The sequence below is a fragment of the Brevibacillus choshinensis genome (genome assembly GCF_016811915.1).
Lineage (GTDB): Bacteria > Bacillota > Bacilli > Brevibacillales > Brevibacillaceae > Brevibacillus > Brevibacillus choshinensis_A.
On sequence record NZ_CP069127.1, the window covers coordinates 621,204 to 636,323 of the forward strand.

Genomic DNA, 15,120 nt, shown 5'->3' on the forward strand with positions numbered 1-15,120 from the left:
AACGGGCATGGGCGGCTGCGTTTGTTTTGCCTGACGAAAACCTTGATGAAAGCGTACATTTATGTTTTAATAGTAAAGGAATGTTCGTGTTTTGTTTCGATAACACACAAAAAAGCATCGCAGAACTGCCAAACCTACCGCTTAAACGCGGTCGCTCATCCATGAACAAACATCGATCAGATTTACTTACTAAAAGTCCAGGAGGTTCTATCCGTGAGTGTGAAAAAAGCGTTGATCAGCGTTTCCGACAAGACTGGATTGATTCCGTTTGCCCGTCGTCTGGCAGCTGCCGGGGTAGAAATCATTTCAACCGGAGGTACGGCATCTCTCTTGAAAGAAGCGGGTGTACCCGTCATCGGCATCTCCGAGGTAACCGGTTTTCCGGAAATTTTGGACGGACGCGTAAAAACGCTGCATCCGAATATCCACAGCGGCCTCTTGGCTGTGCGTGACAATGAAGCACATCAAAAACAGCTGGAAGAGCTGCAGATCGAAACGATTGATCTGGTTGTCGTCAACCTGTATCCTTTTAAAGAAACCATTGCCAAACCGGGTGTGAGCTTTGAAGAGGCAATCGAAAATATTGATATCGGCGGTCCTACCATGCTCCGTTCCGCTGCGAAAAACCATGCTTTCGTAAGCGTCGTCGTCGATGCTGCTGACTACGAGACGGTGGCAGCCGAGATCGAGGCGAGTGGGGATACGGCTTTGGAGACGCGTCGCCGTCTGGCTGCCAAAGTATTCCGTCATACCGCTGCCTACGATGCCTTGATCTCCCGCTACTTGAGCGAGCAGGTAGGCGAGCTCTTGCCTGAGAGCTTCACCGTGACTTACGAGAAAGCACAGGATCTGCGCTACGGCGAAAATCCTCACCAGCGTGCAGCCTTCTACCGCGAGCCTTTGGCAGGTACGGCAAGCATCGCCTATTCGCAGCAATTGCATGGCAAGGAGCTCTCTTACAATAATATTAATGATGCGGATGCTGCACTCGCGATTGTCCGTGAATTCACGGAACCGGCAGTCGTTGCGATCAAGCACTCCAACCCGTGTGGCGTAGGCATTGGCGCAAGCATTCGCGAAGCCTACCAAAAAGCGTATGAGGCAGATGCGGTATCGATCTTTGGCGGCATCGTGGCAGCCAATCGCACAATCGATCGCGATACGGCTCTGGCTATGAAAGAAATCTTCCTGGAAATCATCCTGGCTCCGGACTTTACCGAAGAAGCGTTGGCAGTGCTGACAGAGAAAAAGAATCTCCGTCTCCTGCGCATTCCGACTTTGAATGAGGCTTCCATCAAGGCAAACAACTTCCGAGTAGCCCCGGTCGCAGGCGGCGCCTTGGTGCAAGACTACGATCTGAAACAGCTGGAAGACGCAGAAATTCGCGTCGCCACAGACCGCGAGCCGACTGCAGAGGAAATGGAGCAGCTGAAGTTCGCGTGGAAAGTAGTCAAGCATGTGAAGTCAAACGCCATTCTGCTGGCAAAAGACAACATGACCGTCGGCGTAGGTGCTGGCCAAATGAACCGCGTAGGCTCTGCGAAAATTGCCATTGAGCAAGCAGGGGATCTGGCAAAAGGCTCCGTCTTGGCATCTGACGCGTTCTTCCCGATGTCTGATACGGTAGAAGCGGCTGCAGCTGCCGGGGTTACGGCGATCATTCAACCTGGCGGCTCCGTCCGTGACCAGGAATCGATTGACGCATGCAATCGTTTTGGAATTGCAATGATTTTCACCGGTACTCGTCATTTCAAACACTAATAGAGCGCATGACCTCTAGCACAGGAGGAAATACGATGAATATTTTGGTTATTGGCGGTGGCGGTCGCGAGCATACCATCGCGTGGAAATTGCTGCAAAGCCCGAAGGTAAAGAAAGTGTATTGTGCTCCAGGCAATGGCGGCACGGCACAAATCGCCCAAAACGTACCAATCAGTGTGAATGATTTTGCGGCATTGGCCCAATTTGTAAAGGATGAGGGCATTGACCTGACTGTTGTTGGCCCGGAAGATCCGCTCCTGGGCGGCATCGTGGACTTTTTTGAGGAGCGAAACCTGCCGATCTTCGGACCAAACGGCAGAGCGGCAATGATTGAGGGCAGCAAGTCGTTTGCGAAAAAACTGATGATGCGCTACAGCATCCCGACCTCCGCCTACGAGTCTTTCCTCGATTATGAATCAGCGGTCGCCTATGTGCGCGAACAGGGAGCGCCGATCGTCGTCAAAGCGGATGGCTTGGCAGCGGGCAAAGGCGTCGTGGTAGCGGAAACGCTGGAGGAGGCGGAAGAGGCTCTGCGCCAGATCATGGAAGAGAGCATCTTCGGTGAAGCCGGGGCACGCGTGGTCGTTGAAGAATGCATGCGCGGGGAAGAGCTGTCCCTGCTGTCCTTCGTGGATGGCGCGACTGTGAAGCCGATGATTACTTCGCAGGACCACAAGCGAATTTTCAATGATGACCGCGGACCGAATACAGGCGGCATGGGGACGTACGCGCCTGTTCCGCAAATGTCCGATGAACTGGTCAATCAAATCGTAGAGACGATCGTCAAGCCGATGGCGGAAGGGATGGCCAAGGACGGGATTCCGTTCAAAGGCATACTGTACACAGGCTTGATGATCACGGAGCAAGGTCCAAAAGTGGTGGAGTTCAATGCCCGCTTTGGTGATCCGGAGACGCAGGTAATCCTTCCGCTGCTCGAGACGGATCTGGTCGATATCGTCGTGGCTACGATCAAGGGTGAGCTGGATGCAGTCGACGTGAAATGGAAACAGGGAAGCGCCGTGTGCGTCGTCATGGCGGCACCCGGCTATCCAGGGGATTATCCGAAAGGTCAACCGATCCAGGGACTCGATCGAGCAGGAGCGGATGTGACAGTCTTCCACGCAGGCACCAAAGCTACGGAAGAAGGCATCGTAACGAGCGGTGGACGCGTGCTCGGTGTGACGGCAACTGGAACTGATTTGGCGAAGGCACGCGAGGCAGCGTACGAAACGGTACAAGCGATTTCCTTTGAAGGAGCCCAGTACCGGACCGACATCGCAGCCAAGGCCATGCGCCACCAGCAATCGAAATAAAGACAAAGCAGCAGCCCAGGCGATCCTATGCCTGGGCTGCTGCTGTTTTTGCGTGTGCGATCACGCTTCGAAATTTTGGGAGACAGTCACGGGTACCCCTGATTGCTTGCGCTGTTTGCGTGCAAAAGCGAGGGAGACAAAATACACGACCAGAAACAGCACCATCAGCAGGGCGGACAACCGATACATCATGGCGTAGCTGGAATGTGCTGCAATAGTCCCGAGCAGGATGGAGCCGATCGCGATCCCGCAGTCGATGGAGTTCAAAAAGAAGCCATTCGCCATGCCGCGCTGCTCCGGTTTGACTTCCTTGACCATCCATGCCTGGGTAGAAGGCTGGATGCACCCATAGCCGAGGCCGTACAGCAGAGCCGAAATGATGAGGATTGTGTCGTTATGGACCATCGACAGGCCGATCAGGCCAAATGCGATCAGAATGGCTCCTGGAGGGAATACGGCGATGTGGCCTTTTTTGTCAAACAGCTTCCCTGCGACAGGGCGAACCAGGACGATCGCAATCGCGTTGCAGAGGAAGAACCAGCTGATATGCTCAATGCCTGCTTCTTTCCCGTAAATAGCTAAAAAGCTCACCAGCCCGCCATACGTGATGGACATGCAAAAATTGAGGAAGGCAGGGAGCAGGATCTTCTTGTCATAGAACCGCTTCAGCCCCTTCTCGTGGCCGTGAGCCCCTGGATTTGGCTGTTTGTAAGCGCGAATGATGGCGGTGAGCGGGAAGATCAAAAGGATAAGGACGACCCCGACGGAGAGCATCGACCCGAATCCGAAAGTGGACAAGACGAAAAGACCGACCATGGGACCGAGAGCTTGAGCAAGGCTCTGAGACAAGCCGTAATAGCCCATGCCTTCCCCGATCCGTTTGGCAGGGATCGCATTCGTCACAATCGTCGGAAGCGTGGTGCTGCTGATCCCGAACCCGAATCCAAACAACGCCCGCATCAGGAGCAGCAGAACCATGGATCCGGTCCAGTAGTAGCCGGCGGTGGTGAGACCAACGATGCACAAGCCGATGATTAAAATGACTTTGCTGTTCTTCGATTTCAACAGCTCGCCTGTAAATATACGGGCGACAATAGCGCCTAAAGCAAAAAAGCTGGCAGTCAGTCCCGCCATGAAGTCATTAGCTAAGTAAGTTTCTTTCGCATAAGTGGGGAAGGTTGGCAACTGCATTTGAATGATCAGAAACAACAGCAAATTGCTCACCGTAATCAGGACGAAATCCTTCGACCACAGTTTCTCTCTTTGTTCTCCCAATGGTGTCACTCCTATTCTTTTGTATGTCTGTTTACGTTGTCGGTGATTCGCAGCAAGGTCTGACGCAGGATTTGCAGCTCTTCCTGACTCAGGCCGTCTACAACCTCCGCGATGGCCTTTGCCTCTGCAGGGGAGGCCAGCTCAATCCATTCTCGTCCTTTGGGGGAGAGCATGAGCAGAAAGGCACGCCGATCCGTTTCGCTTGTCTTTTTCTCGATAAAGCCTTTTTTGGACAATGCATCCAAAATCCGCGTGATGGTCGGCTGATCTTTAGCGGTGCGAAGGGCAAGCTCCTTCTGATTGATGCCCTCTTGTTTGCTCAGGCAGAACAAGACGGAGAATTGCTCAGGGGTCAGATCGAATTCACGCAAATGAGTGGTAACGTGCATGACGATTTTTCGGTATGTTTTTCCCATTAAAAAGCCAATCGATTCATCCTGCCAGTGCTCTGTCAACGTGGATCCTTCTTTCATCGAAAATACTTGCTGTGACAATTATATGCTAAACAAGTAATTTTGCATAGAAAAATAACCGCCAATCTTACTGGCGGTATCTTCCTTTTTTGCGGGAGGTGTTGTACAAAAAATACCCCATCACGGCAATTACTCCAACCACCATGACGATGGTGAACAGATTGTGGGACAGCCATTCGTACATGGCAGAGCCGCTCCTCATGCCGCTTAACATAGACATAGCCCCCTAGGAATAGGTTGGATAACGATGCTCATCACTGCTGTATTGCTCAGACTGGCTTTTTTCACGGGATGCAGCACTTTCCATCTCTCTGCTCTGCAGCTCGTTGTCCTCAGAACGGAGGGTGACGAAATCCCGTGCCGCTTTCTCCAAAAGCTCATCTTCAGCAGACAATCGGTGGCTCTTGGATCTGTAGGAGCCCTCCTGCTTGACGGAAGGGGTGCTTTGCTGCATCTGCTGCGTGCTGCTGTTTGTCTGGGTTTCCTCGTTTTTGCGGGAATTCATCTTGTTCGTTACCTGCTTCATGACCATTTGGACACCTTTGCCTTTGGCCTGATCCCAGATGTTTTGCATCCCTTTTTCGGAACGAGTGTTGATCCCCATCGCTCGGTACATCGGACAATGCCTGGTCACACCTTCCGCGACCTTCATAGCGGATAGGGCCATCAAAAGCCAAGGAGCGTTGTACGGGCGTCTGCTCATCTTACCGATGCCGTAAGCGAGTCCCACTAATCCCCCGGTAATACGGATGATGGCGTCAGTGGTGCCGACGTTCTTGTGCATGTCGTTAGCCTCCTATCGAATCCTTGTGATAGGGCTAGTCTGTGTTGTTCTGCCGAATCGCACGCGCGGAAATTGTTACTAGCGAGGAGACAGCAGGAGGACTACGGTCGCTCACGGCGAAGGAGTTAAGCAGGAAAATGAATGAGCATTCAGTTGGAAGGAGAGAACAAAAATGCGGGTACGACCCTTATCATCGGAAGAGCATCTTCACTTGATCCGCGTCAGCAGACGTTTGGCCCCGGCAAGTATGTGGATCATAGGCGCCCAAGTGTTGAATGTCTATACAAAGTCATGGCAAAACGTCCATGTCGTCACGGCGGGCGAACGAATTGCCTACGTGGGCGAAAAGGAGCCAATGGTGGATGAGCAGACGGAAGTGGTGGATGCAACCGGACAATTTCTGGTGCCAGGCTATTTCGAACCACATGCCCATCCGTTTCAGTGGTACAATCCGTATTCACTTGCCGATTTCGCTTTGCAAAGAGGGACGACAGCGCTGGTGTCCGATACGCTGATGCTGATGAACCTGCCTTTTGAACAAATCGATGCAATCATGGGATCGCTCGAAGCCCATCCCGTGAAGCAATATTTCTGGGGAAGGCTTGACCCGCAAACGGGGAAAGCACACCCGCAATTTACAAAAGAGGGCTTGGCGCGCATGCTGGAGCACCCGCTGGTGATGCAGGGAGGGGAGCTGACCGATTGGCCGGGAGTGCTGGCCGAAGATGAAACGCTTTTGTTCGGTTTAAAGCATACGAGAGATTTGGGCAAGCGCATGGAAGGGCATCACCCCGGTGCTTCAGCGGAGACTTTGAATGCGGCTGCGGCAGCTGGCATTACGGCCTGCCACGAAGGGATCACGGCTCAGGATTTGCTGCAGCGATTGCAGCTAGGCATGTACGCCACATTGAGGCACTCCTCGATCCGCCCAGACCTCCCAGAGCTGGTGAAAGGATGGCTGGAGCTGGGGCATCCCTGGTCGCCTCGCATGATGCTGACTTCTGACGGAAGCACACCGCCGATGCACCGGAGTGGACTGATGGACGGGACGATCCGGGTCGCGATCGAAGCAGGCATGCCCCCGGAAGAAGCATACGTGATGGCGTCGTTGAATCCGGCTGTGTACTACGGGCTGGATGCAGAGATAGGCGGGATCGCACCGGGTCGAATCGCGGACATGCTGCTGCTGTCAGCCAAAGAAGACCCGACACCCGTCGTTGTTTTTGCCAATGGAAGACGGGCAGCCCAAAACGGAGAATTGCTGATCGCCACGGTCGAGCCGCGATGGGAGGAATACGCGTTTCCCGCTGTCGATGTGCTGAAGGGGCGGGCTCGCGCAGAATGGTTCCGCTTGCGGCCGATAGAGGGAAAAGCGCCAGTGCTGAACATGATGAATGCCGTCATTACCCGTCTGGACATGGAGGAGCTCCCGGTAGACGAACAAGGCTATGTGACGCTTCAGGACGACCCGGAGCTCGCCCTGATCGCGAGTGTCGATCCAGCAGGCCAAAGGAGGAGTCTGGCCGTGCTGCGAGGGTATGGCAAAGACTTGCATGGGTTGGCCAGCACGTACACAGCTTCAGGTGAGTGGGTCGTCATCGGGCGTGACCCGGAGGCGATGGTGCAAGCCCTGGAGCGAGTGCGGGAAATCGGGGGCGGTGTTGCGCTCATCGACGAGGGAGCCATTGCGTGTGAATGCCCGCTCCCTTTGGCAGGAAAATTCTCTGCCGCTCCGATGGACGCAGTCATCAGCATGGCAGAGGCATTGATTCACAAGATCCGGGAAAAGGGGCATGTCCATCTCGATCCCCTGTATTCCATCCTGTTTTTTACCGCGACGCATCTGCCCTACGCGAGGCTGACGGCAGACGGAATCATCGATGTCAAAACGGGCCGTATCGTGCTTCCTTCGCTTCCACTCGAATGAGTGGAAGTATTTTTTTTACGCGAAGGAAATCATTAGCGGGGCTTATGATTTCCGAAGAGCATAACAAAGTGCCTCAGCGTATGCTTCCGGCATTGCTTCGGTAAAACTCTCCTTTAAACGCGGTTGCTCATCCATGAACAAGCCTCGATATAGTTTTTTTATTCATAACGTTAATGCTTTGACATGCTAAAGCGATGATATATCAATTTAATTTCAATGTGAGTCCAAAATCGCCGAGTATGTATTACTCAAACATGTAAATCAAAATTATATTTTTTTCTCTTGTAAATTTTCCGATTTATTTTACAATAAAGAAGAACCGGGCCATCTCTATCTTTATACCTATTAGAAGAAGTGCTTACAAAGTCGCAACCAGGTAAATGGGGGAAATGGTTTTGGGAAAACAAAAAATAAAGATTTATTAAAGGGGGATTCAATTCCGCATGAAAAAGCTCTCTCACGTCAGCATTCTATCTGCGGTATTGGTAGCAAGCGTTGCATTAACTGGTTGCGCGGGTGGTAACAACTCAGCAGGAGGAAACAATGCGAGTGGCGGAAGTCAGCCGCCGGCACAGACTCAGCCGAGCAGCAATTCCGGCAGCAGCGGCGGAAGCGCGGCACCTGCAAACGGAGGAGTTATCAAGATTGCGACGCAGACACCCCTTTCCGGGAATCAATCCTCCCTGGGCGACGCAATCAAGACTGGTGCAGAGTACGCTCTGAACCAACGCAAGGAAGAATTCAAGGCACTCGGCTTCGACGTCCAGCTCTTCCCTCAGGATGACCAGGCTGACCCGAAAATCGGGGTATCGAACGCGGAAATGCTGATTTCCGACCCTGATGTGTACGGCGTTGTCGGACACTTGAACTCCGGTGTTGCCATCCCTTCGTCCGTGAAGTACGAAGAAGGCAAACTGGTCATGGTATCCCCAGCGAATACTGCGGTCAAGTTGACGGAAGAAGGCAAGAAAACGGTACACCGTATTTGTGCGCGCGACGATGCACAAGGACCGAAAGCAGCGATGTACGCGAAGAACACGTTGGGCGTAAAAACGGCTTTCATCATCCACGACAAGACCGCTTACGGTCAAGGTCTGGGCGATCAAGTCAAAATGCAGTTTGAAAAAGATGGCGTGCAAATCCTTGGCTATGAAGGAATCACGCAGGGTGAAAAAGACTACAGCGCAGTGCTGAATCAGGTTACGGCAAAAAATCCAGATATCATCTTTTTTGGCGGATTGTACCCAGAAGGTGGTATTTTGGTGAAACAGGGCCGTGAAAAAGGCTACAAGGGATATTTTATGGGTGGCGATGGCTTGGACTCTTCTGATATGATTAAAATTGCCGGTCCTGCCGTTGAAGGGGTTGTCTTCACGTCTGTTGCGGGAGACGTGACGCAAACTGAAGAGGGCAAGAAATGGGCCGAGGAGTACAAGAAAACCACGAACAAGCCTCTCGAAACGTATTCTGTTTACGGATTTGACTCCATGAACGTCATCCTGAACGGGGTATTGGAAGCAGTCAAAGCGAATGGCGGCAAGAAGCCTACTCGCGAGCAAGTCCTCGATGCTGTACACAAAACCAAAGATTTCCAAGGGCAATTCACAAAAGTCACCTTTGATGACAAAGGGGACAACTCAAATGCAGATGTATTCATTTATAAGTATGACAAAGAAAAGTCCAACTTTGTAGGTAAGGCACAGTAAATCACCTAACATCGCAGATCTTATCTTACAGCCTCATCCAAATAAGGGGCGACACGCGATGTGCGCCCCTACTTTCATGGGCATTCGTCATTTACTTAATAGTGAATGCAGAAAATTTCTACAAGTTTACGGAGAAATGAGGGATGGGAAAGCATGTTGCTCAACATTTTGCCTCAGGTGTTAGTTGACGGTTTAACGCTTGGCTTCATGTACGCTGTCGTGGCACTTGGCTACACCATGGTTTACGGTATTCTGGAATTTATCAACTTTGCTCATGGTGAAATTTTCATGGTGGGGGCCTTTGTCGGAACAGAAGTACTGCTCATTACTGACGCACTGGGTGCACTAAAAGGAATGAATCCGTTTGTCGCTTTGTTCATCACACTTGTCGTTGCGATGGCTTTGACAGGGGGATTAGGGGTTTTGATTGAGAGGGTTGCCTATCGACCGCTGCGAGGGGCTCCGCGATTGGTTCCACTGATTTCTGCCATCGGCGTCTCGTTTTTGCTGCAGGACCTTGTTCGTTTTACGGAAGCGCTGGCTCGTAACGAGTTTTATCTGAACACTCCTACTCTTTTCACTAGTTCGATCTCTTTGGGCGGAGTGGCTACCATCCCAGCAAAAGGATTGGTTGTCATTGTGCTTGCGATTGTAATGATGGTGGCTTTGACTCTGTTTGTGAACAAAACAAAGTGGGGAATCGCCATGCGAGCCGTAGCACAGGACAGAAGCACGGCATCGCTGATGACTATAAATGTAGACAAAGTTATCATGCTGACATTCCTGATCGGCTCCAGCCTCGGCGGTGCGACAGGCGTGCTGTTTGCACAAAACTACGGGACGATCGACCCGTACATCGGCTTTATTCTCGGACTCAAGGCATTTACCGCAGCTGTCTTGGGTGGTATCGGGAACCTGCGAGGTGCGATGGTGGGCGGCGTGCTGCTCGGATTGCTGGAGTCACTCTCGGGGGCTTACATGGGACCGCTGACCAATGGAGCTTTCGGTGCAGAGTACAAAGACGTGTTTGCGTTTAGCATTCTAATCCTCGTGCTTCTCTTCAAGCCGGAAGGGCTGTTTGGCGAAGCTGTGAAAGAGAAAGTGTAGGTGATTACGGTGGCAAACATGAAATGGAAATCGTTCAATGGCATTCCTCTTCTCGTCACACTGATTTGGATCGTAGCATTTGCAGCCTCCCTGCACTTCTTGGATAAATCGGTCCTTGCGTTTTTGGGAATTCTCTCTTCCATCGTTTTGGTTTATTACACAAACACATCCAAAGCGATCAAGATGGTGATAGGGGCAGCTGTGCTTCTCATCATCATTCCGCTGGTAGCCGGGGACAACCGCTACTACATGGAAGTAGCTTCGCAGGTAGGGATCTACGTTGCGATGGCGCTTGGCTTGAATATCGTAGTCGGCTTTGCCGGATTGCTTGACTTGGGATATGTAGCGTTCTTTGCAGCAGGTGCGTACGCCTACGCGATTTTCTCCACTTCCCAGGCGAACGAATTCATCGCAGGCAACCTGTTCCCGCTGTCGGGAGAATGGTTCTGGCCGTTCCTCATCGTCGGTCTGATCGTCGCAGCGGTGTTTGGGGTCTTGCTCGGTTTGCCTGTGCTTCGTGTAAAAGGGGACTACCTGGCGATCGTAACACTGGGCTTCGGGGAAATCATCCGAATCATTTTCAATAACCTGGACAAACCGATCAACATCACGAACGGGCCGCAGGGGATCACGCCGATTCCGTCCCCGGAGCTGTTTGGCATCAAAATGGGGACGCCGTTTTACTTTTACTTCATCGTATTGTTCGTCATTGCCTTCATCGTACTCGCCAATATCCGCTTCGAGCATTCCCGACTGGGGCGTGCATGGATTGCGGTTCGCGAGGATGAGCTGGCGGCCCAATCGATGGGGATCTCCCTCTTGAATACCAAGCTCGCTGCTTTTGCGACGGGTGCATCCTTTGCAGGTGTCGTCGGAGTCATTTTCGCAGCGAAGCAGACCTTTATCGACCCTACCTCCTTTACCTTGATGGAATCGATCGGGATTCTCGTCATGGTCATCCTGGGAGGAAGCGGCAGCATCCCGGGCGTAGTACTGGGGGCAGCATTTGTTACGATCCTGCAGGTGCAGCTGTTGAAAGAATTCTCTAACTTCCTGCACTCTTTGCAACAATCGGGCATCATCAATCTGCCGAACCAATTGGACCCATCCAAGTTCCAGCGTCTCGTCTTTGGGATCATGCTGATACTCGTGGCGTTGTATCGTCCGAACGGGCTGATTCCGGCGAAGAGGAAGAAAAACGATCTCGATGCAATCAAAGCGAGCAAGTTTGGCCAAGCGAAGCTGGGGATTCTCAGCAAGATTTCTCAAATTTCCTCGGGCAAACAATCGTAGGGACAAGGAGGTAAAGAGATGGCATTGCTAGAAGCGAAAAACTTGACGAAGCGATTTGGCGGTCTCGTGGCCAATCAGGACGTTTCGATATCCATTGATAAAGGTTCGATCACGGCTGTTATCGGTCCGAACGGTGCAGGAAAAACGACCTTCTTTAACATGATTACAGGCTTTTACGAGCCGGATGAAGGCGAGATCCTGCTGAACGGAAAAAGCATCAAAGGTCTTCGGCCAGACCAGATCGCAAGCCGAGGCATTACGCGGACATTCCAGAATATCCGCCTGTTCAAGGAAATGACGGCACTGGAGAACGTGATGGTCGGCGTTCACAGCCGCTTGTCTGCCGGGCTGCTCGGGATTTTGTTCAACACCAAGCGCGTGCGGGAGGAAGAGGAAAAAGCCCGCGTGGAAGCGTACCAGCTGATGGAGTACGTCGGGATCGCCCACGTAGCCAACGAAGCTGCAGGCAGCTTGCCTTACGGTCTCCAACGGCGTCTGGAAATCGCCCGCGCCATGGCGACCAATCCGAGCATCATTTTGCTGGATGAGCCGGCAGCGGGGATGAATCCGCGTGAGACGGTAGAGATGACGGACTTCATCCGCCGCCTGAAGCGTGAGCTGGATTTGACCATCATTTTGATCGAGCATGACATGAAGCTGGTCATGGGCCTTAGCGAATACATCCACGTGTTGGATTACGGGCGCAAAATTGCAGAGGGAACACCGGAGCAAATCCGCAACAACCCGAACGTAATCGAGGCGTATCTCGGAAAAAGCGCGTCGGAAGTGTCGTAGGAGGAGGAAACGATTATGGCATTGTTGGAATTGCAAAACATTCATACCTATTACGGCGGAATCCACGCGTTGAAGGGCTTGACGATTTCCGTAGAGCAGGGCGAAGTCGTCACACTGATCGGTTCAAACGGAGCGGGGAAGTCGACTACGCTGAAAACCATCTGTGGACAGACACGCGCAAAGGAAGGCAAGATCACCTTCAACGGCAAGGACATCACGCAGCTGCGCACGCATGATATTGCGCACCTGGGGATCGCTCACGTGCCTGAAGGACGTCGCATTTTCCCTAAGCTGACGGTTCGTGAAAACCTGGAGATGGGTGCTTTCTCTGTCACGGATAAAAAAATCATCGACGAGGGAGTCGAGCGGGCATTCGCATACTTCCCTCGCTTGAAAGAGCGGATCAACCAAAAGGGCGGTACCATGTCCGGTGGAGAGCAGCAGATGCTGGCGATCGCACGCGGACTGATGATGAAGCCGAAAATCTTGATGCTCGATGAGCCGTCCATGGGCTTGGCGCCTATTCTGGTGGAGCAGATTTTTGACATCGTCACCGAGCTGAACAAGGAAGGGATGACCATCCTGCTCGTTGAGCAAAATGCGAACCAAGCCTTGTCGGTAGCCCACCGCGGTTATGTGATCCAGACAGGTGAAATCATCTTGAAGGACGACGCGCAGACTTTGCTCGCAAATCCACAGGTGCGCGAGGCGTATCTGGCGTAACTAGCACAAGAGAAAAGCCCCGTGCTTCTTTTCGAGCACGGGGCTTTCCACGTCTAGGAGTGTGCCTGCTTTCTAGGCGGAAGAGCTGGAAAGTGGCCCTCTTTTTCGTACGGGTCGCGCCAGGTGAAAATTAGCACTCGCAGGCTATGATCACCAACAAGATAAAAAGCACAAGAACCAACGAGAAATCATCTCCAAAGAAGCCCATTGTCCCTTCCCCCCCTTTATCATGACTGCTGACAGGATATGAGCAAAGTGTTGACTTTGCTTGGACAAATGAGGAGGGGCCAGCGTGGAAAACAGCAAATGGATGTACGCGGATGGCGTGGCATATGATCGCGTGAGGAATAGCATGCACGTCAGGCTTCATTTCTGCTATGATAGTCCTATTCGTCATTTTTGCAATTTTACAAATGGGAAAAGAGTCAGCCCTGGTTTGTGAGGAGGGAGTGCTGTGCTGGACATCAGTCCTCATTTGGTAGAAGGAAGCGAAGCGTTGTATTTGCAATTATATCGATATTTTTGTGTGGAAATTCAGTCGAGACGGCTGCCGTCCGGAACGAGATTGCCCTCTGTCCGTGCTCTCAGTCATCATTTGCGAGTGAGCAAAACGACTGTGGAAACCGCCTATCATCAGCTGCTCGCGGAAGGATACTTGGAAAGCCGGGAGCGGAGCGGTTTTTACGTAGTCGATGTGGAATGGGATGGTCCTGTGTCTGCCGGTCGTGTGAGCAACAATCAGCCCGTGCCGAAAGGGAGCAAGCAGGAACTTGTTCCCCAAGCAGCGGCAGAGGCCCATAGCAAGGCAGCTTTTCCGATTCGCTATGATTTTCATCAGGCGCAGGTCGATGCGGAGCATTTCCCGTTTGAACTGTGGCGCAGGTACACCCATCAGTGCATGCAGCGGGAAAACCAGAGTGTGCTCTATTATGGAGATCGTCAGGGAGAGCTGTCCCTGCGAGAGGAAATCGCTCGCTACCTCAGGCAAGCCCGCGGTGTTCAGGCGACAGCCGAACAGATCGTGATCGGAGCAGGTACGCAGGTCATGATTACCTTGCTTGGCCTTTTGTTCGGCTTGCGCGGACAAGCTGTCGCGATGGAGGATCCCGGGTATAACGGCGTGCGCGCGGTGTTTTTGCATTTGGGCTTTGAGATCCAACCGATTCCACTGGAGGAGGACGGCATCGACGTGGAGGCATTGGGGAATAGCGGGGCAAGACTGGTCTACATCACGCCTTCCCATCAGGACCCTACCGGAATTGTGATGCCCTATGCGAAGCGGCTCAAGCTGCTGCAATGGGCGAATCGGACGGAGAGCTACATCATGGAGGACGATTACGATGGGGAGTTTCGCTACAGCGGACGACCGATCCCGTCCCTGCAAGGGCTGGATACGGAGGGACGCGTCATTTATTTGGGAACGTTCTCCAAAGCATTGCTGCCGACGATCCGGATCAGCTACATGGTCCTCCCCCATTCCTTGCTGTCGATCTATCAAGAGGGACTGATCGAATTTGATCAGACAGCGTCGCGGGTCCATCAGGAGACATTGGCGCTGTTTATGAAGCATGGCGATTGGGTGAGACATATCCGAAAGATGAGGACGCTGTATCGCAAAAAGCATGAAGCCATGCTGCATGTCTTGCAAGAAGAGATGGGGCCGTCTATACGGATTACGGGTCAGGATGCGGGCATGTCGGTAATGGTGGAAGTTCAGAGTGCACACAGCTCTAAAGAGCTCGCCAAAATTGCCGAGGAGGCGGGAATCCGCGTCCATCCGGCCTGTCACAAATGGATCAGACCGGTAGAAAACGCGCTGCCCTCCTTTCAATTCGGCTTTGGCGGCCAGTCCATCAAGGATATCGAGGCTGGCATACGACTGCTTTCACGAGTGTGGAAGCCCTATTTATCATCAGTCGTCCCGTCCTTGGAGGAGAGAGCGTGGAGAAGGGAGCGCAGGTAG

At 52.5% G+C, this 15,120-nt stretch carries 14 protein-coding genes; 9 read left to right on the forward strand and 5 right to left on the reverse strand.

Features of this window, described 5'->3' with window-relative positions; all coding sequences use genetic code 11:
* The first annotated feature begins 213 nt into the window (after positions 1 to 213).
* Together purH and purD are read left to right on the forward strand one after the other, a co-directional pair.
* Positions 214 to 1,761: a bifunctional phosphoribosylaminoimidazolecarboxamide formyltransferase/IMP cyclohydrolase gene (gene purH / locus JNE38_RS03390; RefSeq protein ID WP_203355242.1), complete on the forward strand. Its 1,548-nt coding sequence runs from the start codon at positions 214 to 216 to the stop codon at positions 1,759 to 1,761.
* A 35-nt stretch (positions 1,762 to 1,796) separates the two neighbouring features.
* Positions 1,797 to 3,074 carry a phosphoribosylamine--glycine ligase gene (gene purD / locus JNE38_RS03395; RefSeq protein WP_203355243.1) on the forward strand — a complete coding sequence of 426 codons (1,278 nt, stop codon included), beginning with the start codon at positions 1,797 to 1,799 and terminating at the stop codon, positions 3,072 to 3,074.
* A 60-nt stretch (positions 3,075 to 3,134) separates the two neighbouring features.
* Here the strand turns inward: purD and JNE38_RS03400 are convergent, their stop codons facing one another.
* From JNE38_RS03400 to JNE38_RS03415, 4 genes are all read right to left on the reverse strand, one after another.
* Entirely contained in the window at positions 3,135 to 4,349 is a 1,215-nt protein-coding gene (locus JNE38_RS03400) for an MFS transporter (protein ID WP_203355244.1), read from the reverse strand.
* Between the two features lie 11 nt (positions 4,350 to 4,360).
* Entirely contained in the window at positions 4,361 to 4,822 is a 462-nt protein-coding gene (locus tag JNE38_RS03405) for a MarR family winged helix-turn-helix transcriptional regulator (protein WP_238933545.1), read from the reverse strand.
* Positions 4,823 to 4,889: 67 nt separating this feature from the next.
* Entirely contained in the window at positions 4,890 to 5,036 is a 147-nt protein-coding gene (locus tag JNE38_RS03410) for an EYxxD motif small membrane protein (RefSeq protein WP_203357823.1), read from the reverse strand.
* Between the two features lie 12 nt (positions 5,037 to 5,048).
* Positions 5,049 to 5,606 carry a YgaP family membrane protein gene (locus tag JNE38_RS03415; RefSeq protein WP_203355245.1) on the reverse strand — a complete coding sequence of 186 codons (558 nt, stop codon included), beginning with the start codon at positions 5,604 to 5,606 and terminating at the stop codon, positions 5,049 to 5,051.
* Between the two features lie 172 nt (positions 5,607 to 5,778).
* On the opposite strand from JNE38_RS03415, the gene JNE38_RS03420 reads away from it, so the two are divergent.
* The 6 genes from JNE38_RS03420 to JNE38_RS03445 all read left to right on the forward strand — a co-directional run bounded on the left by JNE38_RS03420 (position 5,779) and on the right by JNE38_RS03445 (position 13,157).
* On the forward strand, positions 5,779 to 7,533 hold the full coding sequence (locus tag JNE38_RS03420; protein ID WP_203355246.1) for an adenine deaminase C-terminal domain-containing protein: 1,755 nt from the start codon (positions 5,779 to 5,781) through the stop codon (positions 7,531 to 7,533).
* Between the two features lie 443 nt (positions 7,534 to 7,976).
* Positions 7,977 to 9,239, forward strand: a complete 1,263-nt coding sequence (locus JNE38_RS03425) for a branched-chain amino acid ABC transporter substrate-binding protein (protein WP_203355247.1) — start codon at positions 7,977 to 7,979, stop codon at positions 9,237 to 9,239.
* Between the two features lie 153 nt (positions 9,240 to 9,392).
* Complete coding sequence (locus tag JNE38_RS03430; RefSeq protein WP_203355248.1) at positions 9,393 to 10,346, forward strand: branched-chain amino acid ABC transporter permease; 954 nt, start codon at positions 9,393 to 9,395, stop codon at positions 10,344 to 10,346.
* 9 nt (positions 10,347 to 10,355) lie between these two features.
* Positions 10,356 to 11,639, forward strand: a complete 1,284-nt coding sequence (locus JNE38_RS03435) for a branched-chain amino acid ABC transporter permease (protein WP_203357403.1) — start codon at positions 10,356 to 10,358, stop codon at positions 11,637 to 11,639.
* 18 nt (positions 11,640 to 11,657) lie between these two features.
* Positions 11,658 to 12,434 carry an ABC transporter ATP-binding protein gene (locus JNE38_RS03440; protein WP_203355249.1) on the forward strand — a complete coding sequence of 259 codons (777 nt, stop codon included), beginning with the start codon at positions 11,658 to 11,660 and terminating at the stop codon, positions 12,432 to 12,434.
* Positions 12,435 to 12,449: 15 nt separating this feature from the next.
* Positions 12,450 to 13,157 carry an ABC transporter ATP-binding protein gene (locus JNE38_RS03445; RefSeq protein WP_203355250.1) on the forward strand — a complete coding sequence of 236 codons (708 nt, stop codon included), beginning with the start codon at positions 12,450 to 12,452 and terminating at the stop codon, positions 13,155 to 13,157.
* Positions 13,158 to 13,287: 130 nt separating this feature from the next.
* On the opposite strand, the gene JNE38_RS31045 is transcribed toward JNE38_RS03445, so the two are convergent.
* Positions 13,288 to 13,632 carry a YjcZ family sporulation protein gene (locus JNE38_RS31045; RefSeq protein WP_343071503.1) on the reverse strand — a complete coding sequence of 115 codons (345 nt, stop codon included), beginning with the start codon at positions 13,630 to 13,632 and terminating at the stop codon, positions 13,288 to 13,290.
* On the opposite strand from JNE38_RS31045, the gene JNE38_RS03455 reads away from it, so the two are divergent.
* Positions 13,612 to 15,120: a MocR-like pyridoxine biosynthesis transcription factor PdxR gene (locus JNE38_RS03455; RefSeq protein ID WP_203355252.1), complete on the forward strand. Its 1,509-nt coding sequence runs from the start codon at positions 13,612 to 13,614 to the stop codon at positions 15,118 to 15,120. The genes JNE38_RS31045 and JNE38_RS03455 overlap by 21 nt on opposite strands.

Bases quoted from the DNA above. Each gene is read 5' to 3' on its own strand.
- JNE38_RS03430 (WP_203355248.1), top strand. From the start codon at position 9,393: ATGTTGCTCAACATTTTGCCTCAGGTGTTAGTTGACGGTTTAACGCTT.
- JNE38_RS03445 (WP_203355250.1), top strand. From the start codon at position 12,450: ATGGCATTGTTGGAATTGCAAAACATTCATACCTATTACGGCGGAATC.
- JNE38_RS03410 (WP_203357823.1), bottom strand. From the start codon at position 5,036: ATGTTAAGCGGCATGAGGAGCGGCTCTGCCATGTACGAATGGCTGTCC.
- JNE38_RS03420 (WP_203355246.1), top strand. From the start codon at position 5,779: ATGCGGGTACGACCCTTATCATCGGAAGAGCATCTTCACTTGATCCGC.
- JNE38_RS03415 (WP_203355245.1), bottom strand. From the start codon at position 5,606: ATGCACAAGAACGTCGGCACCACTGACGCCATCATCCGTATTACCGGG.
- JNE38_RS03440 (WP_203355249.1), top strand. From the start codon at position 11,658: ATGGCATTGCTAGAAGCGAAAAACTTGACGAAGCGATTTGGCGGTCTC.
- JNE38_RS03425 (WP_203355247.1), top strand. From the start codon at position 7,977: ATGAAAAAGCTCTCTCACGTCAGCATTCTATCTGCGGTATTGGTAGCA.
- JNE38_RS31045 (WP_343071503.1), bottom strand. From the start codon at position 13,632: ATGAGGACTGATGTCCAGCACAGCACTCCCTCCTCACAAACCAGGGCT.
- purD (WP_203355243.1), top strand. From the start codon at position 1,797: ATGAATATTTTGGTTATTGGCGGTGGCGGTCGCGAGCATACCATCGCG.
- JNE38_RS03405 (WP_238933545.1), bottom strand. From the start codon at position 4,822: ATGAAAGAAGGATCCACGTTGACAGAGCACTGGCAGGATGAATCGATT.